The organism is Rhizobium aureum (assembly GCF_030182495.1).
In the GTDB taxonomy this organism is placed as follows: domain Bacteria; phylum Pseudomonadota; class Alphaproteobacteria; order Rhizobiales; family Rhizobiaceae; genus Rhizobium; species Rhizobium tropici_C.
Genome location: NZ_JAQJCI010000023.1, coordinates 41,304 through 64,730, shown reverse-complemented (window position 1 = coordinate 64,730; position 23,427 = coordinate 41,304). Strand labels below are relative to the sequence as shown.

Annotated in this window: 21 protein-coding genes; 19 read left to right on the top strand and 2 right to left on the bottom strand. The window is 60.3% G+C overall.

The window, feature by feature from the left end; genetic code table 11:
- Nucleotides 1-3: 3 nt before the first annotated feature.
- Nucleotides 4-930 carry an NAD(P)-dependent oxidoreductase gene (locus PH552_RS30445; RefSeq protein WP_113250197.1) on the bottom strand — a complete coding sequence of 309 codons (927 nt, stop codon included), beginning with the start codon at nucleotides 928-930 and terminating at the stop codon, nucleotides 4-6.
- 345 nt (nucleotides 931-1,275) lie between these two features.
- Between PH552_RS30445 and PH552_RS30440 the strand changes: the two genes are divergently transcribed.
- From PH552_RS30440 to PH552_RS30360, 17 genes are all read left to right on the top strand, one after another.
- A complete protein-coding gene (locus PH552_RS30440) occupies nucleotides 1,276-2,076 on the top strand; it encodes a glucose 1-dehydrogenase (protein WP_113250196.1) in 801 nt (266 codons plus the stop codon).
- Between the two features lie 58 nt (nucleotides 2,077-2,134).
- Nucleotides 2,135-3,208 (top strand): zinc-binding dehydrogenase, encoded by a 1,074-nt coding sequence (locus PH552_RS30435; protein WP_113250195.1) that lies wholly within the window; start codon nucleotides 2,135-2,137, stop codon nucleotides 3,206-3,208.
- Between the two features lie 2 nt (nucleotides 3,209-3,210).
- Nucleotides 3,211-3,978 carry an SDR family NAD(P)-dependent oxidoreductase gene (locus PH552_RS30430; RefSeq protein WP_113250194.1) on the top strand — a complete coding sequence of 256 codons (768 nt, stop codon included), beginning with the start codon at nucleotides 3,211-3,213 and terminating at the stop codon, nucleotides 3,976-3,978.
- A gap of 18 nt (nucleotides 3,979-3,996) precedes the next feature.
- A complete protein-coding gene (locus PH552_RS30425) occupies nucleotides 3,997-4,281 on the top strand; it encodes a YciI family protein (protein ID WP_112343044.1) in 285 nt (94 codons plus the stop codon).
- Nucleotides 4,278-5,291 carry a Gfo/Idh/MocA family protein gene (locus tag PH552_RS30420; RefSeq protein WP_285166520.1) on the top strand — a complete coding sequence of 338 codons (1,014 nt, stop codon included), beginning with the start codon at nucleotides 4,278-4,280 and terminating at the stop codon, nucleotides 5,289-5,291. Before PH552_RS30425 ends, PH552_RS30420 begins: the two co-directional genes overlap by 4 nt.
- A gap of 9 nt (nucleotides 5,292-5,300) precedes the next feature.
- Nucleotides 5,301-6,284 (top strand): zinc-dependent alcohol dehydrogenase, encoded by a 984-nt coding sequence (locus PH552_RS30415; RefSeq protein ID WP_113250192.1) that lies wholly within the window; start codon nucleotides 5,301-5,303, stop codon nucleotides 6,282-6,284.
- A gap of 3 nt (nucleotides 6,285-6,287) precedes the next feature.
- On the top strand, nucleotides 6,288-7,346 hold the full coding sequence (locus PH552_RS30410; RefSeq protein WP_113250191.1) for an SDR family oxidoreductase: 1,059 nt from the start codon (nucleotides 6,288-6,290) through the stop codon (nucleotides 7,344-7,346).
- 14 nt (nucleotides 7,347-7,360) lie between these two features.
- Nucleotides 7,361-8,242: an intradiol ring-cleavage dioxygenase gene (locus PH552_RS30405; protein ID WP_113250190.1), complete on the top strand. Its 882-nt coding sequence runs from the start codon at nucleotides 7,361-7,363 to the stop codon at nucleotides 8,240-8,242.
- A 9-nt stretch (nucleotides 8,243-8,251) separates the two neighbouring features.
- Nucleotides 8,252-9,316, top strand: coding sequence for a maleylacetate reductase (locus PH552_RS30400; protein WP_113250189.1), 1,065 nt, complete (start codon nucleotides 8,252-8,254; stop codon nucleotides 9,314-9,316).
- A gap of 179 nt (nucleotides 9,317-9,495) precedes the next feature.
- Nucleotides 9,496-9,780, top strand: a complete 285-nt coding sequence (locus PH552_RS30395; RefSeq protein WP_113250188.1) for a YciI family protein — start codon at nucleotides 9,496-9,498, stop codon at nucleotides 9,778-9,780.
- 342 nt (nucleotides 9,781-10,122) lie between these two features.
- A complete protein-coding gene (locus PH552_RS30390; protein ID WP_210209427.1) occupies nucleotides 10,123-11,148 on the top strand; it encodes an ABC transporter permease in 1,026 nt (341 codons plus the stop codon).
- Nucleotides 11,145-12,212: a substrate-binding domain-containing protein gene (locus PH552_RS30385; protein WP_285166519.1), complete on the top strand. Its 1,068-nt coding sequence runs from the start codon at nucleotides 11,145-11,147 to the stop codon at nucleotides 12,210-12,212. The genes PH552_RS30390 and PH552_RS30385 overlap by 4 nt, the downstream gene beginning before the upstream one ends.
- 68 nt (nucleotides 12,213-12,280) lie before the next feature.
- Entirely contained in the window at nucleotides 12,281-14,797 is a 2,517-nt protein-coding gene (locus PH552_RS30380; RefSeq protein ID WP_112343036.1) for an ATP-binding cassette domain-containing protein, read from the top strand.
- A 94-nt stretch (nucleotides 14,798-14,891) separates the two neighbouring features.
- Nucleotides 14,892-15,404, top strand: a complete 513-nt coding sequence (locus tag PH552_RS30375) for a VOC family protein (RefSeq protein WP_112343035.1) — start codon at nucleotides 14,892-14,894, stop codon at nucleotides 15,402-15,404.
- A gap of 333 nt (nucleotides 15,405-15,737) precedes the next feature.
- On the top strand, nucleotides 15,738-17,045 hold the full coding sequence (locus tag PH552_RS30370) for a sugar ABC transporter substrate-binding protein (protein WP_181592380.1): 1,308 nt from the start codon (nucleotides 15,738-15,740) through the stop codon (nucleotides 17,043-17,045).
- 89 nt (nucleotides 17,046-17,134) lie between these two features.
- Entirely contained in the window at nucleotides 17,135-18,646 is a 1,512-nt protein-coding gene (locus PH552_RS30365; RefSeq protein ID WP_285166518.1) for a sugar ABC transporter ATP-binding protein, read from the top strand.
- A gap of 23 nt (nucleotides 18,647-18,669) precedes the next feature.
- Nucleotides 18,670-19,611 (top strand): ABC transporter permease, encoded by a 942-nt coding sequence (locus PH552_RS30360; protein WP_112343032.1) that lies wholly within the window; start codon nucleotides 18,670-18,672, stop codon nucleotides 19,609-19,611.
- 49 nt (nucleotides 19,612-19,660) lie between these two features.
- Here the strand turns inward: PH552_RS30360 and PH552_RS30355 are convergent, their stop codons facing one another.
- Nucleotides 19,661-20,422 carry a GntR family transcriptional regulator gene (locus PH552_RS30355; protein WP_245430392.1) on the bottom strand — a complete coding sequence of 254 codons (762 nt, stop codon included), beginning with the start codon at nucleotides 20,420-20,422 and terminating at the stop codon, nucleotides 19,661-19,663.
- 104 nt (nucleotides 20,423-20,526) lie between these two features.
- On the opposite strand from PH552_RS30355, the gene PH552_RS30350 reads away from it, so the two are divergent.
- A complete protein-coding gene (locus PH552_RS30350) occupies nucleotides 20,527-21,843 on the top strand; it encodes a M20 family metallopeptidase (protein ID WP_285166517.1) in 1,317 nt (438 codons plus the stop codon).
- A 17-nt stretch (nucleotides 21,844-21,860) separates the two neighbouring features.
- Entirely contained in the window at nucleotides 21,861-23,414 is a 1,554-nt protein-coding gene (locus PH552_RS30345) for an ABC transporter substrate-binding protein (RefSeq protein ID WP_112343029.1), read from the top strand.
- The last annotated feature ends 13 nt before the right edge of the window (nucleotides 23,415-23,427 follow it).

The following is a 23,427-nucleotide window of genomic DNA, read 5'->3' as shown; positions in this document are numbered from 1 at the left end:
TGCCTATATGGCCTTGAGTACGTGCGATGATCCGGATTGATCTCGCTTCAAACCGGCAAGGCGCTCGTATTGTTCGAAGAGAACGAAGAAGTCCTTTTCGGCGAGACCATCTGCGAAGGCGGCCTCATATTGCTGGCGGATCATAGAGGCGAGATACATCGGTACGTGGTCAGACTTCGCAGCGCCGAGAATGAGATCGAAGTCCTTCATCATCTGCGAAACCGAAAATGCCGGATCGAAATTCCGTTTCACCAGCAGGTCCCGCTTGTAGGCGATCAGCGGCGAGGCGACGGCGCTTTCACAGATGACATTCAGCATCGTCTCGACTGAGAGATTTCCCTTGAGCCCGAGCGTAAGGGCCTCTCCAAGCAAGGCTGCGGTCGCACCGACCAGGGCGTTCAGGACGAGTTTCAGATAACGAGCCTCTTCACCCGCGCCGAGATAGAACTGCTTCGCCGCAAAGCTTGCAAGAACCGGCTCGACCTTGCGGTAATCCGCTTCAGGTCCCGAAACCATCACCGACAACATCCCTGACGATGCCGTGACGGTGCTGCCTGAAACCGGCGCGCGAAGATAGGCGACCCTCTTGCGGACGAGTGCCTCGGCGACTTCGGCCGAGAGTTCGGGCGAGACGGTGCTCATCTCTACCAGGATCTGGCCGGGCTTGAGGAGATCGACGAGTGCCGATGGCCCGAGCGTCAGCTGGCGCAAAATGGCATCGTTCGGGATCGTGAGTATGATCACGTCCGAGGCCTCGACGAGATCCTCGAGGCTGTGCGCGACGTTCGCGCCCTGGGCGACGACCGACGCGCGGTTTTCCGGCAGCGGTTCATAGACGGACAGGGGATATCCGCGCTCCAGAACGCGCCTGCTCATGGGGGCTCCCATCTTTCCGATGCCCGCCCAACCCACTCTCAACGTGTCGCTCATGCATAACCTTTCTTCCCTGGAGGCAGCTGCGATCCAGAAATATTCGATGCCGTCATTTCACGAAGGAGCTCGAACAAGCCAATCGAGCCGTCGGACCGCGCGACGCATGCACTCTCCTCCTACGGAAATACTAACGCCGCAGGCAGATTGTTTGCTGTATTGAAAATATCCGTTTCGGATAATTAAAGATTTGTCGAAGCCCGTATTCACCCGTAGCTTCAATCCCGGATCGCACGGCGGTTCCTTGGGAGGAATAAGCCGTCAGAAAAAAAGAAAGCGCGGAAGCTCAGTGCTGCCGCGGACGATATTTTGTTGCCGGTTGCCGGCATGTTGGAGGAGCATGAAATGGGATCGAGCGTCGTTGCAGCCGTTGCCGGCAAGGTGGTTATCGTAACAGGCTCAGCACGGGGTATCGGCGACGGCATAGCTTCGGATCTTGCCGACAAGGGCGCCCATGTCGTCATTGCCGATCTGAACGCGGAGGCTGCGCAGAAGACCGCCTCAAAGATTTCTTCGCAGGGCGGCAGCGCCATTGCCGTCGGGGTGGACGTATCGAGCCGTAAGGACGTTCGGGCGTTGATCGAAACCACGGTCTCGCATTTCGGCCGGCTTGATGTGATGTTCAACAATGCCGGCATCAGCCAGACCTGCCCGTTCCTTGAAGTCACCGACGAGGACTTCGACCGGATCATGGCGATCAACGGTCGGGGTGTGTTGATCGGGACGCAGGAAGCAGCCAAGCAGATGATCGCCCAGGGCGACGGCGGAAAGATCATCAATACCGCGTCGATCGCCGGCAAGCAGGGCTATCCACTCTTTGCGCATTACTGTGCGTCGAAATTTGCCGTCGTCGCCATTACTCAGGCTGCGGCCCGCGCATTGGCTGAGCATAGGATCACTGTGAACTGCTTTGGCCCCGGCGTCGTCAAGACGGAGCTTTGGGAGCAGCTCGACCGTGAATTCATCGAGCATGGGCTGACCGAGAAGCCGGAACAGGCGCTCAACGAGTTCTCCCAATCCATCCTGCTCGGGCGCGTCTCGCTTCCCAAAGATATCACAGGCGTAACGACGTTCCTCGCCTCCGATGCATCGGATTACGTCACCGGACAAACGGTGATGGTCGACGGCGGCATGGTCCTGATCTGAAACACATACGACTGGTCCGCGACTGCGGCCACCAACTGCAATCACGAAAGGCATTGCGATGAAGGCTGTACGATACTACGCGAAGAGAGACATCCGAATCGAAGATGTGCCGGCACCCAGCGGTCCGCTCGGCGACGACATGGTGCTGATCGAGCCCTTGGTCTGCGGCATCTGCGGCACGGACATTCACGAATATATCGCAGGCCCTATCGTCACGCCGGCAACCCCCAACTCCTATTCCGGCGCTATCCTTCCGCAGATCCTGGGCCACGAGTTTTCGGCGCGTGTCCTGGAGGTGGGCAAGAACGTCACGCATGTCTCGCCGGGCTCGCGCGTTTCCATCCAGCCGCTGATTTCGCCGCGCGATGATTATTACGGTCGTCGCGGCCTCTTCCATCTCAGCGAAAACATGGCTGTCGTCGGACTTTCCTGGGATTGGGGCGGTATGGGCGAGCGCGCCGTCGTCAACGGCTACAACGCCATTCCGGTCCCGGATACGGTCTCGGACGTTCAAGCCGCGATGATCGAGCCGGCGGCCGTAGCCGTTTATGGTGTCGATCGCGGTGGTGTGACGAGCGGCAGCAGTGTGCTCGTGTCAGGTGTCGGGCCGATTGGCGCGCTGGTTCTGCTCGCGGCCAGGGCCGCCGGCGCGACTAAGATCTTCGTCTCCGAGCTCAATCCGAACCGCCGCGCGCTAGCACAACAGCTGGTGCCCGAGGCGATCGTCTTCGATCCGCGCGAAACGGATACAGAGAAGCTGTTCCGTAACCAGACCGAGGAAGGCGTCGGTGTCGATGTCGCGCTCGAATGCGTCGGGGCCGAAGCGTCGCTGAACCTCTGCGTCAAGGCTGTGCGCCGCCGCGGCACGGTCGTGCAGGTCGGCCTGCATGTGAAGCCGGCAGCGATAGATGCGATGCTCTGGGCGCTGAAGGACATTACGGTCGAGGCAACCTGGTGCTACCCGGTGACGATCTGGCCCCGCATTGCCTCGATGATCGGCGCTGGCATTTTCCCGGTCGAAAAGGTCGTCACGGCCGAGATCGCGCCCGAAGACGTGGTCGAAAAGGGCTTCGAGGCGCTGCTCGACCCTAAGGCTACCCACATGAAAATCCTCGTCAACATGAAGGCCTGATCATGAAAAACCCGATGGATCTTAGCGGTCGGACTTTTTTGATCACGGGTGCCGCCGGCGGTATCGGCAGCGCGACTTCCCTTTATCTCGCCTCGCTCGGCGCAAACATCGTGGCTGCCGATCGCGATCTTGCAGTCGAAAACACGCGCGATGCCGTTCGCGCGGCGGGAGGAAAGGCTGAGGCCGTCACGTTCAACGTTGCCGACAAGAGTTCAGTTGAGGCTGTGGCGGCGAAGGTCGGTGAGCGTTTTGGCGCTCTCGACGGTGTCTTCGCCAATGCCGGCATGTCGTATGAACGCCCGGCGCTGGAGCATAGCGAGGCGGACTGGCGCACCGTCATCTCCGTCAATCTCGACGGCGTCTTCTGGACGGTACAGGCTTTCGCGCGCTCGATGGTGTGGGCCGGACGTGGTTCGGTGGTGATGACGGCGTCGATTGCCGGCGTCAAAGCCGTGCGGCCTGAGCTACATGTCGGCTACGATGTTTCGAAGGCTGGCGTCGCTCACATGTGCCGGGTTCTGGCGGCTGAATGGGCGCGCTCAGGCGTGCGTGTCAACTCGGTCGGCCCAGGATACACCGATACAGTGATGTTGGCCGAGGTTGGCCGCACGCAGCCTGCCGTCATGCAGAAGTGGCTTGATGACACGCCGGCAAACCGTCTGATCAAACCCGAAGAGATTGCTGCAACCGTGGCGTTCCTGCTCTCCGATGCGGCGAGCGGCATCACTGGCCAGCTGCTGATGGTCGATGGCGGCTACTCTATCGCTTGAATTCGAAAGGAATAATCGATGTTTTATGCAGTTCATTGCCTCGATCACGAAGGCGCCGTCGAAAAGCGGCTTGCCAATTACGATGCCCACAAGGCCTATCTTTCGGCCGGCAAGACCAAGACCGTAATTTCCGGCCCTCTGCTCGCCGATGATAACGAAACCATGATCGGTTCTCTCTTCGTCTTCGAAGCCGACACCAAGGAAGAGATCGTCGCCTTCAATAAGGCCGATCCCTTTACCAAGGCCGGCGTCTGGAAGTCTGTCAACATCCACCCCTTCAGCAAGCGGGTCGACAATCGATGACCGTGATCGAGAAAACCCCGGTCGTGGCGGCGCTCGTTGGCCTCGGCTGGTGGGGTCGCAAGATGGCGAGCCTCGTCAATGACGGCGGAGCGCAGATGCATTTCGTGCGCGCGGTCGATCCCAGTCCTGACGCGGCCGCCTTCGCTGCCCAGATGGGTCTGCAATATTCGCCCGACATGGATGAGGCTCTGGCCGATCCGACCATCGAAGCGGTCGTGCTCGCGACACCACATTCGCTGCATCGGGAGCAGATCGCCCGTGTCGTTGCCGCTGGCAAGCATGTCTTTTGCGAAAAGCCTCTCGATCTGACCCGAGTTGGTGCCGAAACCTCCGTTGCGCTTTGCCGCAAGGCTGGGCTTGTTCTTGGCATGGGCCATGAGCGTCGTTTCGAGCCGCCGATCTCCGAGATCCTAGAGGCAGCCAAATCGGGAAAGCTCGGCCGGCTACTACAGATCGAGGCGAATTTCAGCCACGACAAGTTCCTCGGTCTCGACGCGTCGAACTGGCGGCTGAAGGCTGATCAGGCACCTGCCGGCGGCATGACCGCAACTGGCATCCATCTGACCGACCTTGCCGTCAAACTGATGGGCCCCGCAAAGGACGTCCGCGTCGTTTGCGAAAACCTCGCTTCAAATATTCCGCAGGGCGATACGATGAGCGCCCATATCCGCTTTGCCGATGGTGGTTCAGCTTATATCTCGGCGACACTTGCCACACCCTTCATCTCGCGTTTCGCCATCTTCGGTACGGACGGCTGGATCGAAGTGCGCGACAAGGCGCATGTCGAAGCACCCGACGGCTGGATCATCACAGAGGGTTGGAAGAATAAGCCGATCACGGTGCGTGAGGTGGCGCCGGCCGAGCCGGTCCGCGACAATCTCAGGGCTTTTGCTAAGGCTGTTCGCGGCGAGGCGGATTATCCGATCACCGGCGAGGAGATGATCAACAATATTGCATTGCTCGAAGCCATCGTGCGCTCGTCGAAGAGCGGCGCGCTGGTCGAGGTCTAGGAGGATGACGTGAAAGCTCTGGTTTTCGAGGCACCCGAAAAGCCTGCTATCGCCGATGTCGGCATGCCCGACGTTTCGCCGAACGAGGTTCTGGTTCGCACCAAGGCCGTCGGCATCTGCCACTCCGACTATGAGCTCCTGGCCGGGCGCTACATCATCCCGATTTCCTATCCCGTGACCCCAGGTCACGAATGGAGCGGGGAGATCGTCGAGGTCGGACGCAACGTCAAGGGCTTCAAGAGGGGGGACCGGGTTGTGGGCGAATGCGTCGTGAGGACGCCGGAGCGGCTGCACCATTTCGGCTTCTCCATGAGCGGCGCCGACCGCGAGTTCTTCGCCGTCAATCCGGAATGGCTGCACAAACTGCCCGATGCCGTGGATGACAAGAAGGCGGCGCTGATCGAGCCTTTTACCTGCGGCTTCTATGCGGTGCTGCGTTCCGGCGGCACCAATGCCAGCGAGACCGTCGTAGTCTCGGGCGGCGGCACCATTGGCCTGGTCTCGGCCGCGGCGGCGATCGGTATGGGTGCCCGCGTCATCGTTGTCGATCCGCTGGCCTCGCGCCGTGAGGTGGCAAAGCGCCTCGGTGCCGACGAGGCGATCAATCCGACCGATGGTGGTGCTGCCGAAAAGATCCGCGAACTGACGAACGGGCACGGTGCCGATCTTGTCATCGAGGCCTCTGGCCACGATGCGTCGCTTGCTGCGGCCTTCGACTACGCTCGCGAAGAGGGCCGTATGTCAATGGTGGGCATCAATATCGGCCGCAAGGTGCCAGTCACGATCGGCCAGATTCAGATGAAGAACCTAACCGTGCGCGGCTGTATTGGTTCGCCGGGCGTCTGGCCCGCCGCTATTCGCTTCCTGGAACGCACGGGCATCAATCTGTCGCCGATCCAGACGCATGACTTTGCCCTGACGGAGGCAGTCCAGGCCTTCGCCTTCGGGCAGGATCCGACCAAGAGTATCAAGATCACCCTGTTGAACGGTTGAAACATGAGCAAGCATGCCCTGATTGTTGGCGCGACCGGCATTACCGGAAGCAACCTCGCTGAACTCCTGTTGGCCTCGGATGACTGGAGCGTGTCTGGCCTGTCCCGATCCGTCAGCCCTGTTGCCGGCGTACAAACGCTTCAGTGCGATCTCGTCGATCCGGTTTCCGTCCGCGGCGCGCTGATTGGCTTGAGGCCGACCCACGTCTTCATCACCGCTTGGTCTCGCCAGGAGACGGAAGCGGAAAACTGCAAGGTGAACGGAGCAATCGTCCGCAATGTGCTCGACGGCTTGCAAGGCGGGAGCGTCAGACATGTCGCGTTGACGACCGGCACCAAGCACTATCTCGGTCCGTTCGAATCTTACGCGAAGACGCAACCAGAAACGCCGTTTCGCGAAGAGCAGGCGCGCCTACCCGGTGAAAACTTCTACTACGTCCAGGAAGACGAGGTGTTTGCCGCCGCCGCCCGCGATGGGTTTACGTGGTCCATCCACCGACCGCATACGCTAATCGGCTATGCCATCGGAAACGCGATGAATATGGCGGCAACACTCGCCGTCTACGCATCGATCTGCAAGGAGACGGATAAACCCTTCATCTTCCCGGGATCGCCGCAGCAATGGCAGGCGGCGACGGATGTCACCGATGCACGCCTGCTTGCCCGGCATCTTCGATGGGCCGCAACCACGAAGGATGCCGCCAATCTCGCCTTCAATGTCGTCAACGGCGAGGTTTTCCGGTGGAAATGGCTCTGGCCTCGGATCGCCGCCTATTTCGGCATTGAGGCGGCACCCTATTCAGGTGCGCCAGATCCGCTGGAAATCCAAATGGCAGGGGCGGGCGAGATCTGGGATGGGATGGTGAGGAAATATGGCCTGCAACCCAACGCGCTCACGCGCGTCGCGTCCTTCTGGCATTCGGACGCAGATCTCGGACGTCAGGTGGAAACCTTCAATGACATGGGCCGCAGCCGCAAACTCGGCTTTCTGGATTACCAGGACACGACCCAGTCCTTCACCGACGCTTTCGACCGCCTGCGCGCGGATCGCATCATACCTTGATTAAGGAGGATCGCATGGGTGCCGACCTCACCACACCGGCTTCGCGGGCCGCATATTTCACCGAAGAAAACTCGATCGACACCGTCAACGCCCGCATGGCCAAGACCGTCGATCCGCGGCTTGCCGAGATCATGGCGTCTCTCGTCAAGCATCTCCATAATTTCGCTCGCGAGACCGAACTCACGCAGGAGGAATGGGAAATCGGCATCGATTTCCTGACGCGAACCGGGCAGATCTGCACGCAGGAGCGGCAGGAGTTCATCCTGCTCTCGGACACGCTCGGTCTTTCCATGCTGGTCGACGCCATCAACAACAGGCGGCCGCAAGGGGCGACCGAAAACACGGTCTTCGGCCCGTTCCATGTTAAGGGCGCTCCGGTACGCCGAATGGGTGATCAGATCTGCCTGGATGGCAAGGGCGAGAGCTGTCTCTTCATCGGGCGCGTGCTCGATCTCGACGGCAATCCTGTAGCCGGAGCGAGGATCGATGTCTGGTCCGACAATGCGGAAGGCTATTACGACGTCCAGCAGCCCGATATCCAGCCGAAATGGAACAATCGCGGCGTGTTCGTGACTGCTGAAGACGGACGCTACAGCTTCATCGGCATCAAGCCGGTGTCCTATCCCATCCCCGACGACGGGCCGGTCGGAAAGATGCTGGCAAGCCTCGGCCGCCATCCGTATCGCCCGGCGCATATGCATTACATGGTGCGTGCAGAGGGCTTTCAGAAGCTGGTGACGCACACCTTCGTCGGCGGTGATCCCTATCTGGAATCGGACACGGTATTCGGCGTCAAGAAGACACTTGTCGCGCCATTCACGCGGGTCGAAGGCGGTGAAACGCTCTGGCGATCCGATTATGATTTCGTTCTCGCAAGACCAGATCAGACGCGTTAGGAGCCCGCATTGGAAGATTTCGTCTATAGTGGAAATCCCGGCCGCGTCGTCTTTGGCAGCGGTACGGTTGTGCGCCTCCCCGAGGAAGCAGACCGGCTGAAGGCAAAGCGAATTCTCGTGCTCTCGACGCCCGAGCAGGCCGGGCAGGCTACCAACATTGCCGGACATCTGGGCTCGCGCGTCGTCGGAACCTATTCGAAAGCGCAGATGCACACTCCCGTGGAAGTGACTGCCGATGCTATGCGGTGGATCGAGGATTGCTCGGCCGATGCCGTGCTTTCGGTCGGAGGCGGCTCAACCACCGGACTTGGAAAAGCGATCGCATTTCGCACCGACCTGCCTCAGATCGTCGTGCCGACGACATATGCGGGATCGGAAGCAACGCCGATCCTGGGGGAAACTGAAGGTGGTCGCAAGGTCACCAAGTCTGATCCGCGCATTCTTCCCGAAGTCGTCATATATGACGTGGATCTGACCCTGACCCTGCCGGTCGCGCTGTCGGTGACCAGCGGCATAAACGCTGTCGCGCACGCCGTGGAAGCGCTCTATGCTAGGGAAGCGAACCCGATCATCTCGTTGATGGCCGAACAGGGAATATCGGCGGTCACTCGTTCGCTGCCGCTTATTCACGCCGATCCTGGTAACCGCAACGCGCGCTCCGATGCACTCTACGGGGCATGGCTCTGCGGCGTCTGCCTTGGCTCGGTCGGCATGGCGCTGCATCACAAGCTTTGCCATACGCTGGGCGGAATGTTCAATCTGCCCCATGCCCCGTTGCACACCGCAGTTCTTCCGCATGCTGTCGCCTACAACGCGCCGGCTGCGCCAGCGGCCATGAAACGTCTGTCGCGGGCCATGGCCGTTGATGATCCGGCTACAGGTCTTTTTGATCTTGCGAAGCGGCTTGGGGCGACGATGTCGCTGAAGGGTCTCGGAATGCCCGATGGCAATGTCGAGAGCGCTGTCGAACAGGCACTGGCCAGCGCTTACTGGAATCCACGCGAGCTTGAGAAGCCCGCGTTGATCGCATTGCTTGATCGTGCATTCCACGGAGAGGCACCCTTGGGAGCGTGATCTGAGCTACCCTGGCGCTGAAGGACGGGAGCGTGGAAGGGTGGAATAGCGGACGTCCAAAATGGATAAATCCTCTGTTTCCTTTGTTCTCAGTCCGCGTACCATCATCGCTGCGATATTTACAAGTCGCCGGCCGCTCGAGGGGAGCGAATAGAGAGTTTGGTGAGGAGTCTGAGACGATGCTTGCAGTTCGTGTTGCAATATCCAACCCCGACAAGGCGGATGCGCGCGAACTTCATCTCGAAGATCACAAACGTCATCTTCGCTCAGGAGGTATCCGCGTGGTTCAATCAGGACCGATTTTGGACTGCGCCGGGAAGGGAAGCGGCGGTGTCGTCATTGCCGAGGTTGCCTCGCTGGACGATATGCGCCGGTTCAGTTCGGAAGATCCGTTCGTGCGCCATGGCGTCTATTCGACCGTCAGTATTTACGAGTGGCGCCCGACGATAGGCGGCAACGCCTGACGCGGCGGCGACTGAGTTTCGATGCCCGGCCAGTTTTCGAAGGAGGAGAGAAAATGAGAGCGGTACGCTTAATCAATTGGGATAAGGTCCGAGACTGGCTCGCGCAGGCTGGATGCGCCTGCAGCGGTTATTATGCCGAGTATGAGGCTTTGCGTCCGAAACCACATCCGCACTTCCTCCCCGACAAAAATTTGAGCCACTCTTCGTTACGGGTCGTCCGGACGATCAAGGGGCGCGAGCTCTAGCGTTACGCCGGAATTCATCTTTGTTGACTTTCTACCCGCGGTGCGTGCCGTCGCGGAACGGGGAGTTCTGCCGTGAACAATGCGGAAAGACGCTTCGATGACGAACATCACTTCCATCGCTCCTAATCGGCGGATCAAGGAGCCTTTCATGGCGATACCGCTGGCGCGAAGCTTCCTGACAGTCACGCTCTCGACTTTGCTTCTTCTTGTGCTTTGCGGTGTTTTCGCGCCGTCCAGTCTGTCATCCGGCGCCCTCTCTGGAAGCCTACCTTTCGCCGCGATCATCGCGATCGTCGGTCTTGGGCAGTTGCTTGTGGTGCAGCAGGGTGGCTTCGATCTTTCCCTCCCAGGGGCCGTGTCTCTTGCTGTGGTGATCGCCACGCACTACCCGCAGCAAGACGACGCGTTGCTTTACCAAGCCGTGCTGCTCTCGCTTAGCATTGCGCTCGTTGCCGGCCTGCTTAATGGCATTCTTGTCAGCCTTTTGCGGCTGAATGCCATCATCGCTACGATCGGAACGAACGCACTGCTTTACGGTGCCGTATTTGCCGTATCCGGTGGCGTTCCGTCCATCACGACGAACCTGCTGGCCACGATCGCCGGAGGCCAGATGTTCGGGCTCCCCAACTCCGTCGGCTTCGCGGTTGTCGCCATGGTAGTCGTCTCGTTCACACTCAAGAAGACGGTCGCAGGCCGCAGGTTCGAAGCGATCGGCGCCAATCCGCTGGCATGCCAGGCGGCCGGCCTGCGGGTGCGCGCTCACCAGATGATGGCCTATGTGTGGGCGCAAGTGCTCTACTGTCTGGCCGGAACGCTGATCGCCGGCATTACGCGAGAGCCGACGGCCTTCCAGGGCGACAGCCTGCTGTTGCCGTCCGTCGCCGTCGTTGTTCTTGGCGGCACATCGCTGCTCGGCGGCAGGGGCTTCCCGATCTCGACCGTCATAGCGGCCTTTTTCCTGAACCAACTGAGCCAATTCGCACTCACAGTCGGTGTGCCGTTTTCGGCTCAAACCATTATCCAGGCGCTCGCCTTGGGTTTTGGTATCGGTGTTTACTCGTTCCATTGGACGATGAACGCAAGACCATCGACTGGGGCAAAAAAAGTGGAGGAGAAACAATGAAATACCATTCTACAGTCAAGCAATTGGCACTGGCCGCGGCTTTTGGCGTGACGGCTTTCGCCAGCGCGGATTTCGCCAGGGCGGAAACACCATCCTGGTGCGGGCCGAAGAAGGCGACGCTGGCACTGCTCGACGGTTACGGTGGCAACAGCTGGCGTCAGGTGACAACCGCTTCAGGCAAGCAGACCGTCGAGCTGTGTCCAAGCATAACCAAGTACGAATATGCGGACGGTCAGGGCGATACGCAGAAATCGATCTCGGACATCAAGAGTATGGCCGCCAAGGGCGTCGATGCGCTGGTCGTCTTCGGCGATGCCGGACCGGCCGTTCTGCCGGCGCTGACCAGCGTCTACAAGTCGGGCAAGGTCGTCGTTCCCTATCGCGTCGCCGTCGGCGGCAAGGACGGCCAGAATTATTCGAAGTTCGTCGGCGCCTCGTTCGAAAACGATGGCGAGACCTGGGGCAAGTGGATCAAGTCGATCCTGCCCAAGGGTGGAAACCTGCTGTTTCTCAGCGGACCGGCCGGCAACAGCCAGGGCCTCGACGAGCTGAAGGGCCCCAAAAAGGAGCTGGGCGACGAGTACGTCTTCGTCAACCAGGCTCCCTTCGCCGTCACCAATTGGGATCCGGCCCTGACCCAGAAGGTGCTGACCGCCGAAATCGCCAAGAACCCGAAGATCGACGTGATCATTTCCGATTTCGGTCCGTCGATGGTCGGGGCGTTGCCGCTGTTCACGAAACAGGGGAAATCAATCCCGGCGATCGCGACCTCCGATGGCAATTCGCTTGGCTGCTTCTACGAGGCCAACAAGGCCGGCAACCCTGATTTCAAGCTGTTCACCGTTGCCACCGGCAACGACAACGTTCGTCTTGCCGTCCAGTGGGCGGTGGCATTGGCAACCGATGGCAAGCCGCCGGCGGACGCAACATTCAAGGCCCCGGCCTTCGAAGATTCCGTCGCCGGTGGTGCCAGCGCCGTGAAGTGCCGCCAGGATCTGCCCGGCGCGATCTATCTCTCGTCCGAGCTGCCGCCTGAAGACCAGGCCAAGGCCGTTACGAAGTAACCGCAATTTTTCATCGATCTGCCCGGGCCTTGCACCCGGGCAGAGAAACCTCAGTCGGATTTCACGTCATGGCCGCAGCAGACATCCACTCCCATACGCCCTTCCTGTCGGCCGAAGACGACGTCACCGTCCGGCTCGATGGTATCTCCAAGTATTTTGCCGGCATTCCGGCGCTTCGCGATGTCAGTGTCGAATTCCGGCCCGGCGAAGTGCATGCCATTCTCGGCGAAAACGGTGCCGGCAAATCGACCCTGATGAACATCATCTCCGGCACGCTGCAGCCGAGCGTGGGTGAGATCACCTTCGAGGGCGTTGCCGTCAAGCAGATGACCCCGGAGGTCGCTGCGTCGCTCGGGATCGGTATCTGTTTCCAGCATCCCGCCATTCTCGACGATCTTTCGATCGAGGAAAATCTGCTCGTGGCACTCACCGCTTCGGACGCGTCAGGTCGGCGATCGCCCGATGCGCTGCAGCAGATGCTTCAAACGGTCGGCCTCGATCTGCCGCTGCGTATGCGCGCAGGTGAAATGACTGTTGCCGAGAAACATCTGCTGGAGATCGGCAAGGCCTTCGCCGTTAAGCCGCGCTTGCTGATCCTGGACGAGCCCACGGCTTCCCTCGACCAGGAGGCCAGCGAACTGTTGTTCGATCTTGTGCGCCAGGCAGCGGCGGAGGGAACAGCCGTCGTCTACATCACCCACCGCCTTGCCGAACTCAGGCAGATTGCACAGCGGGTAACCGTGCTGCGCGACGGAAAAATTCGCGGCAGTGCGCTGGTCGGCGAGATCAGCGACGCCGAGCTTGTCGGCATGATCGTCGGGCGTACGCTTGCGGCGGCTTTCCCGCCGAAAGCGTCGGGCAAGAGCGGGGAGATTGCGCTTTCGGTCACCGGTCTCAGCTGTGAAGGCGTCGATGGTGTCTCGTTCCAGGTGCCACGGGGGCAGATCATCGGGGTGGCAGGTGTTGCCGGCAACGGCCAGGCCGTTCTGATGCGAGCCCTGGCGGGACTGGATATCTCGCGCGGATCGATCAACCTGCGCGGACGCAACCTCGGCCATACGGAGCTTCTCGACGAGGCTGCCTTCATGCCATCGGACCGGCTCCGGGAAGGCGTGGCGAAAGGCCTTACCGTGCGGGAGAACGCCACCTTCTCGACGCTCGAGAAATTTGCGACCGGCGGGATCATGAGCCGGAAGCGCGAGCAGGAGAAAGTCAGCGCGATCTTCGCCGAACTCGCCGTCAAGGCGCCCAGCATGGAGGCTCCGATCCTGTCGCTGTCGGGCGGCAATCAGCAGAAGATCGTCATGTCGCGGGCGATGCTGTCGGATCCGGGCCTGGTTATCGCGGACGAGCCGACACAGGGGGTCGATGTCGGGGCCCGCTTCGAGATCTACCGCATCCTGCGTGACCTGTGCGAGGCGGGCACGCCGGTCGTCGTCAATTCCTCCGATGCCGTCGAGCTTGAAGGGCTCTGCGACAAGGTCATTGTCATGTCGCGCGGCCACGTGGTCGCGACGCTCGAAGGCGAGGACGTCACCGAGGAGAAGATCGTCGCCGCCGCGGTCAACGCCGAAACGCACGATGTCCAGCCCGGCGCTGCCAAGGCTTCCGGCCATACCAAAGGGTTCAGGCATTTCCTGCAATCAGACAACGTGCCGGTCATTCCACTGGCGCTGGTGGCGATCGTCCTCGGGCTCTACGTCAACGGACAGAACGACAACTTCCTGTCGGTCTACAACATCTACAACATATTCCTGCTGGCGGCGGCGCTCGGGTTCATCGCGCTCGGGCAGACGATCGCGCTGCTGATGGGCGGTATCGATCTCTCGGTCGGGCCGCTGGCCGGCTTCCTGGTGGTTGTCGCATCGTTCTTCCTGACAGACGACATGTCGGCTTCCATGATGGCTCTCGGATTCCTCCTGATGCTGGCCGGGGCGGTCGCGGTGGGCGGTGTCAACGGGCTGCTAATACGCTTTGCGAATTTCACGCCGATCGCGGCGACGCTGGCCATGTATATCGCCATCCAGGGGTTCAGCTTTCTGCTGCGCGAAAATCCGGACGGATACATCAGCTATGCGATTACCGACTGGATCAACTGGCAATGGGGGCCGTTCCCCGTCGCATTCCTCGTGCTCCTGGCTGTGACGCTCGCGGGCGAGTATGTTCTGCGCAGATCGAGATCGGGGTGGCGGTTGCGCGCCGTCGGATCGAACGAGGAATCGGCCCGCCGCGTGGGCATTCGCGTCGATCTGACATTCATCTCAGGGTACGTGGCGTGCTCGGTGTTGACCTGCCTCGGTGCAGTCATGCTGATGGCCCAGATCGGCGTCGGCGATCCCCGCCAGGGCATCAATTACACGCTATCCAGCATCACCGCCGTGGTCCTCGGCGGAACCAGCCTGGCAGGCGGGCGCGGGACTTTCATCGGCACCGTTCTCGGCGCCATCCTGCTGACCGAAGTGCTGAGCGCCGTCACCTTCCTGAGCCTGTCGCAGACCTATCAGTATTTCTTTCAGGGCATCCTGATCGTCATTGCAGCACTGATTTACGCTGCGGTTCGCGGCCGCCGTGCCGCCCGCCATTGAGAGACACAAAACGCAATCTCCGCTTCCACGCGCTCGGCGTCCTGCTGATTGCGGTGTGGGTGTGGCGACGACTTTCCAAGCAGGAGGAGAGAACATGACAAACAAGGTCCATGGCATGCACCATATCGGTCTGACGGTGCCTGATATCGAAGAGGGGATTGCCTTTTTCAAAGCCGTTTTCGGTGCGGTCGAGGTTTTCCGGACTGGCCCTTTCAACGTTGATCAGGACTTCATGTCGAAGAAGATCGGTGCTGCTCCGCACTCCACGATACGCGACCTCGTGTTTCTCCGCTGCGGCGAGGGCACGAGTGTTGAGCTGTTCGAATATAGCGGTGAAGAGATGTCCCCGCCGAAGCGGCCGTCTGAGGTCGGAGGCGCACATATCTGCTTCGAAGTCGAGGATGTCCATGCATCGGTCGAACGGCTGCGCGCCCAGGGCGTCGATCTCCTCGACGGTCCGAACCTGATCACCGCGGGGCCGCTGGCCGGTTTCGACTGGATCTACCTGCGTGCCCCATGGGGACTCCTGCTCGAGGTCGCGAGCTTTGACAAGCTGGGCTACGAGGACGGCTCGCCGACGAAACTCTGGCGGGCGAAGACGGCTTGAGCGAAAGGCGCCGGTCCGACACGGACTGCGCGACCACGGAAGGCGACTTCGGCCTGTCTTCCATTTCTTCCGATGGTCGTCCCGCGTCGTGATCCGATCGGTGGATCGGACATGTAGTGGCAAGGCTGCGACAGCCCGAATGCGGCAGATAAACGGTGTCGTCGACGCCGTCCGTCTGGTGCATTCCGGCTGCCAAAAATTTCGTAATAGTGCAATGACTTCAATATTTTAAGTTGTCCGATCTGGATAATTCTGTTGTTTTCGAGTCGCTGACATTCTCTACACTGATCGTCGTCAACAGCCCTGGAGGGGGCTATCGAGGAGGATCTGAATTTGCGTGACATCGGAAATCTCGAAATCAACCGCCGCAAACTGCTGCAGCTCGCGGGTGCGGCCGCTGCCGTTTCTCTTGCAAGCCCGCTGGTGCTTCGCAAGACCGCTCGCGCGTCCGATCAGCAGATCACGGTTCTCAACACGTTCCCGACACTGGCCAACGAATACTGGCAGGGATGGGATGCCGGGGCCAAGCGTGCGGCCGAACAGCTCGGCATCAAATACATGTCGCAGACCTTCGACGATTCCGTCGACAAGCAGATCGCCCAGATTGAGCAGGCGCCGTCTCTCGGTGTGAATGCCGTCGTCACCTTTGCTCAAAATGCCGAGGTGATAAAGGCGCTTTGCGCCACTGCATCCCAGGTCGGCGTGAAAATCGCCAATGCGCATTCCACGGCAGCATGGCTTGCGCCAAGCGATCCGACGTTCAAGGACGCCTACATGCTCTACAGCCAGCCGGACAACATCCGCGGCATTGCGGCGATGGCGCAGGCGCTGTTCGACAAGATCGGCAACAAGGGCAAGGTGCTCTATGCTGCCGGCATGCCCGGTAATTTTTCGGCCGATACGCGTGCGGCGGGCGTCAAGCTCGCCCTGAAAAACAACCCTAATATCGATCTCGTTGCCGAACAGCCTGCCGGCGAAAATCGCGTGGCCGCACGCCCGGTGGTCGAAAATCTTCTGACGGCGCATCCGGATGTGGCGGCGATCATTTCCTACAATGACGATACGGCGATCGCGGTCCTGGATGTTTTGCGAGAGCGCGGATTGAGCGGTCAGATCCTGACCGCGGGCAACGATGCCACTCGGGAGATGCTGACGCGGATGAAAGACGATCCGAGCGCGCTCGGCACGGTCTCGATCAACGCGCCATTCATGACGGGATATTCTGTTGTCACCCTGTTCGATGCGCTCAATGGCGTCACATACGATCCGCTGGAACGGATGCGCTACTTCGATTCCCTCTTCCTCGATTCCCCGGATGCTGCCGCGAAGTATCTTTCACTGATGGACAGCAGTGGCGGTTTTGCGTTCGATTTCAAATCGATGTCGCGCCATCTGAACGGCGACAACTGGAAGATCCAGTGGGGCATGGAAGTGATCGATCCGTCGCAGTTCTGGAGCGGCATCGATTCGATGCAATCCTTGAAGCCAGCGAACTGGGCGCTACCGGAAGACGTCGCCACCTCGCTGAAGGCGGGCAATATCGAGAAGCTGAACAAGATGTTCAAGGACCATGCTGCAGCAGGTCCGCTCTCGGAAGTCGCTCAGAACACAAAAGCCGGCAAGACAGTTCTCGGCTTCTAACAACCGCCGACAACACGATAGCGCATTCCGGCCGACGAGGCCGGAATGCGGCTACGTATCATCGCGGTCAAGCGGACGGCAAAGCATTTATGACTGTACATCTCGAACTTCGGTCGATCACCAAGCGCTATCCCGGCGTCAATGCCCTGCAGGGCGTCAGCTTCATGGTCGAGCACGGTCGCACCCTCGGTCTCGTCGGCGAGAATGGTGCAGGCAAGAGCACATTGCTCGACATCATCAGCGGTGTTCAAAGCCCAGATGACGGGGATCTCCTCCTGCATGACATGCCGTGGGCGTTCCATGGTCCGGCGGCTGCTACGAGAGCCGGCATATTCCGTGTGCACCAGGAACAGGCGCTGATCCTCGTCTATCCGATCTATCAGAACCTCTTTCTGGGGCTGGAAAAACATTTCACCCGCAATGGCGTCATCGGCTTTTCCCGGATGCGGGCCCATGCGGGGCGGATTTTCGATGAGCTGGGCATTTCACTCGATCCGCGCCTCATCACCGGCACGCTGAATTTTGGCACGCGGCAGCTGGTGGAAATCGCCCGCGTCGTCGCGCAGTCCGAGATCCTCAAGATCGAGCGCCCGCTCATCCTTCTCGACGAACCGACAGCCTCCTTGTCCGGCCTGGAGCTGCAGCTTTTCTACCGTATCGTTTCGCTTCTCAAGACACGGTTCAACGCCTCGATCATCTTCATCTCTCACAGGCTCGATGAGGTGCTCCACCTCTGCGATCAGATCCTCGTGCTCAAGGATGGCCAGGTCATCGATGCCGATGTCACCGAGCCGACCGAGACTCGGCTGCACAGCTTGATGGTCGGCCGCGAACGACCTACCGATTTCTATGCCACCAACAGGCAGCGGACCGCCTTCGGGCCGCCGGTGCTCGAGGTAACGGGGCTTGGCTCAGGCGCATTTTCGGATGTTGCGCTCTCCGTGCGCGAAGGCGAGATCGTCGGTATCGGCGGCTTGGTGCAATCCGGCAAGACAGAGCTGGGCCGGGCGATACTCGGGGTCGAAGCCGGACGAGGCGACATCAGGATCCTCGGCAAGGATGTCTCGGCACTCCCGGCGTCGGGCCGGATCGACCTGGGCATCGGCTATGTCCCGCTTCACAGGCATCGCGACGGCGTGATGCTCGGCCGCTCCATTCGCGACAATATCGTCTTGCCGTCGCTGCGGCGATTTACCAGGTCCGGCTTCTTTTCCGTCTCTCAAGCCAGAGCCTTCGCGGATGAGCGCATGGCCGAACTCAAGGTCAAGGCCCCGGATAGCGATACGCTCGTCGGCTCGCTCAGCGGTGGGAACCAGCAGAAAGTGGTGCTTGCAAAATGGCTTGCGCGAAATCCGGCGCTGATGGTCATCGACAACCCCACCCGCGGCGTCGATGCCGGTGCGAAGGAGGAGATCTACCGGCTGCTGCGCGACATCACGCACACCGGATGCGCGGTGCTTCTGATCTCGGATGATCTCGTCGAGCTGATCGAGCTGTCCAACACGATCTACTTCATGGCGAATGGCAAGCTATCGGAACCAGTCGCTGCCGATCCTCACAGCAAGCCAAAGGAACAAGACGTCATCTCGATGATGTTCTGACGGGATGCAACTAAGGAAATACGATGTCTAAATTCGGTGCCGTCGGCAAATTGACGCCATTCCTGGCCGCGTTTGCGCTCATCATCTTCTTTTCGTTCATGCACGACGCGTTTCTGACGTGGCCGAACATCTGGAATATCGTCCGGCAGTCATCGGTCCTTCTGGTTGCCGCGATGGGCATCACGTTCGTCATCCTGATCGGGTCGATCGACCTTTCCGTGGGCTCCATCATGACGCTGTCGGCGATCTGTGCCGTCACACTGGTCCCGACGATGGGCGAGGCAGGCATTGTCGTCGGGCTTCTCGTCGGTGCCCTTTGCGGCGCAATCAATGGTGCCCTGAACGCCGTTCTCAAACTTCCCAGCTTTCTCGTCACCCTCGGCACGCTGTTCATATTCCAGAGCCTCGGGCTCATCATATCGGGCGGCCGCCCGTTGCCCTGGAATACACCGGTCTCCAGCATGCTGGCCGGCGGCGTGGCTTTCGGCTCGTTTCCGAAGATCGGTCTTTGGGCAGTGGGCGTGCTGGTGATCTGTACGCTGGTCGCCCGCTTTACCCGCTTCGGCCAATACATGTATGCCATCGGCGACAACGAGCGCACGACCAGGATGTCTGGGATTAACACGACCAGGATGAAGATCCTTGTCTTTGTCGTGGCGGGCCTTATTTCCGGGCTGGCCGGCATCCTCCTCGGTATCAGGACCTTCTCGGCTTCGCCCGGCATGGGCGATCCGTTCCTGCTCGATACGATCGCGGCGGTCGTCCTCGGCGGGACCCTTCTAACTGGCGGCGTCGGCGGCCCGTTGCAGACTGTTCTCGGCGTCCTGACGATCGTAATCCTTGCAAACGGCATGACCCTGCTGCAGGTCGACCCCTTCTATCAGGTCGGTATCCGCGGTGCTGTCGTCATCCTTGCGGTGCTTGTCACGACGCGACGCGGGCGGCTCGACGAAATTGTCAAATAGCGCAACTTAAAACTCTTGCACTGGTAACGCCTTCCAATTCCTTGTTGATTCATTTGATCTCGTGAACGTAACGGTGGTTCGCTGTTGTTGATCGATGGGTTGACGCCAAGACGGGCGTGGCTGACTGATCATATGCGATCTCGTCGATCATGAGGATCGGCGCGGGGAGGCTGAGCTCCAACCACTTCGCATCGTCGTCCCCCGCAAGATCGGCCGAAATCTGTTCCCGAACAGCGGAGATCCTGATGCCGTAGCGGTCCAGAAGGTGAAGATAGAAGAGCGGTGGTATCTCGTCCTTGTCATGAGTGAAGTCCGGCAGCCTTGCTTCGGCTAGCACCAACGTTTCGTGCATGACCGGTTTGCCATCGACGTTTCGGACACGATGAAACCGGATCACGTTATCATCGGGACGAATCTGCAGCTTCGCTGCGTCCTGTGCGCCAGCGGCCCCGCGCTCTAGCGACGTCACCTTCGTCACGGAGTGCTGAAGCGATCCGTCCAGCCCATGCAGGCGAAAATACTGAAAGAAGAACCGCAGGCTGTGGGCCGGCGTTCGGCCTGTGACCACGGTTCCAGTTTTACGTCGCCGGCTGAGCAAACCTTCGTTTGTCAGATCAGTCAGGGCGCGGCGGATGGTGCCGACAGCCACACCATACTGTTGCGACAAGGCGATCTCACTCGGCAGGACCATGCCCGCTTCCCACTGACCCAGCATGATCGCTTCGGTGAACTGCCGCTTCACGACCTCGTACAGCGGGACGGAGAGCTCGGACATCTTCGAGCCTGTTATAAAATTGGGCGCGTCGGCCAATGAGTTGCCTCTTCTTTGGAGTTGACACATCTCGGAGAGCTGCGCAGTATTACTATATAGTTTATATTAATGCGCAAGCCGAGGAGCTGCGCCGGAGGGTGTTGATGTCCGATCAGCAGGCTGTTCCACGGCATTCCGCGTTCAGAGCTGGCATGACAGCGATCGAGCGGGATGTCGAGGTCGCCGTGGCTGATCTCGCGCGCATGATCGAAATCGATACCTCCTTTCCTCCGGGCGGGGGTTACGACGCCTTCGCGGACCTGATGGAGGATTTGCTCACGCCGATGAGCTTCGATCTTGCCCGTGTGACCGTGCCGGAGGAGCTCTGGAAGGTCGAGGGCGGTCCGGCTTCCGGTGCGCGCACCAATCTTGTCGCCTCTCGTGAAACCGGCAAGCCGGTTCTCGGCCTCTACTATCATGTCGATACCGTGCCGGTGGCACCTGGCTGGCAGCGCGATCCGCTGAAACTCACCGTTGAGGGCGATGAGCTCTACGGCCTCGGTGCCGCCGATATGAAGGGCACGATTGCTGCGACGCTTCTGGCGCTCCGGTCCGCGCAGAAGGCCGGGATCGAACTCGCTTACGACCCGATGCTGCTCCTATGCACCGATGAAGAGGGCGGACTTTATCCTGGCATCCGGTATCTTGCCGAACAGGGCATGCTGAAGGGCCACATCCTCAATTTCAACGGCTCGGCCGCGCCGCGTGTCTGGGCCGGCTGTTTCGGCATCTTCAACCTGCAGCTGACGATCCGTGGCCATGCCGTGCACGCAGGAGAAGGCAATCGCACCGGCGCCGGCATCAACGCGATCGAAGGCGCGCTGCCGGTCATGAACGCGCTGATGGGGCTGAAACCGATTGTTGCTGCCCGCGCCTCGGCGCTTGCTCCGCCCCCGCATGCGACCGGGCCGCTGCGCCCGCAGTTGACGATCGCTGCTGTCGAGGGCGGTACGGCCGGCGGCCAGGTTCCGGCCGAGGTCAAGATTCTCGTGAGCCGCCGTTATGCGCCGGAAGAAAGCTACGACGAGGCTCGCGCCGAGATCGAGGCCGTCATCAACAAGGCCGTCGCCCAAATGCCAGGCCTTGGGCTCGGCATTGATCTCGTCGGCCATCTGATCCCGACCTCCGACCCGGATGGCCCGCACTGGCCGCGCTGGCAGAAGGCACTGTCGGAGGGCTTCGGCTACAAGCCGGAGGACTTTCGCAAATGGGGCGCTTCGAGCTGTTCCGACTTCGGTTATGTCCAAAGGGCAGGCTTTACGCGTGAGGTTCTGCTCGGTGGCCTCGGCCGTCCGGAAAGCTGCATCCACAGTCCGGAAGAACACACGACGAAACAGGACATCGTCGCGCTCGCCAAGAGCATCCTCTCTTATCTGGCAGCGGATTTCGCCGCCGACCTCGTTCCAGAAACGCGTCCATAACCTGAAGGGGAACACGCATGCTTGAAATGAAAAGACGTCTTTTTCTCGCTGGCACGGCTGCGATCCTCGCGGCTCCCGCCATCGGTCCCGTTTTCGCCGCTGCGCCCCCGGCCAGAGGCGGCACACTGCGTGTGTCGATCGATCAAGCGGCTAGCGTCATCCATCCGCTGCTGACCCGCGTCAACCCGGAGTATCTCATCAGCGAATTGCTTTATAGCAATCTGACCCGCCTCAAGGTCGATATGTCGGTCGAGCCGGATCTGGCCGAAAGCTGGAGCGCCAATGCCGATCTGACCGAATGGACCTTCAAGCTCCGTTCCGGCGTTAAATTCCACGACGGTTCAACCTTCTCGGCCGATGACGTCGTCGCGACCGTCAAGGCCATTCTTGATCCGGCGAACGCTTCGCCCGGCCGCAACAATATCGGCCCGATCGCTTCGGTTTCGGCGGTCGATCCGCAGACCGTCAGCTTCAAGCTGTCCGGTCCCTATGCCGACCTTCCGGTCGCGCTCGCCTATACCAATGCCCGCATCATCCCGGCTTCGATCGCCACCGGCGATTTCAAGAGCCTTGCAACAAAGGCTGTCGGTACCGGTCCGTTCACGCTGAAATCCTACGAGCCGGATCGCTTGATCGTCGTCGAGCGCAACCCTGCCTATTACGACCCGGCACGCCCTTATCTCGACCGGATCGAAATCCGCGTCTTTCCCGATCTTTCGGCTGAAGGCTCTTCATTGATCTCCGGCGATACCGATATCATGTCGACGGTCCAGCCGACCGAGTTCCTGCGTCTCAAGGACAGCGACGGCGTAGACGTGCTGCGCGTCCCATCCGGCCAGTTCTGCAACATCAACTTCGGCTGTGATACCGCCCCGTTCAACGACGCACGGGTTCGCCGTGCCATTGCGCTGACGGTTGATCGCCAGGCCATGGTCGATTTCGTGACGGAAGGTTTCGGCACGCCGGGCAACGATACCCCGCTCAACCCCTCCTATCAGTATTTCAAGGCAGTCACGACGCGTGAGCAGAACATCGCGGAAGCCAAGAAGCTGCTGGCTGCGGCCGGTCATCCGAACGGTCTCGAAGCAACGCTGATCGCGTCCGACCGCCCATCGGTGCGCGGCCAGTTGGCCATTGCCATCCGCGAAATGGCCAAGGAAGCCGGCATCACGATCAATGTGCAGACGATGCCGCATGCGACCTATCTCGATCAGATCTGGAAGAAGGGTTCGTTCTATGTCGGCTTCTACAACATGCAGCCGACCCCGGACGGCATCTTCAAGCTGCTCTACACGTCCGATGCCTCGTGGAACGAGACGCGCTGGAACAACAAGGCTTTCGATGCTCTCATCGCCGAGGCGCGCGGCACGACTGATAAGGACAAGCGAACCGAGCTCTACACCAAGGCTCAGGCCCTGATGAACGAGGAAGTGCCATCCATCATCCCGGTCTTCTTCGACGTACTCGCTGCCAAGCGTAGCTGGGTCCAGGGTTTTGAAGCCCATCCGCGTGCTTCGGTCTTCCGTCTTGATTACGTCTCGCTGACCGACAAGGCCCCCAAGCGCGGCTGACACCTGACTGCTG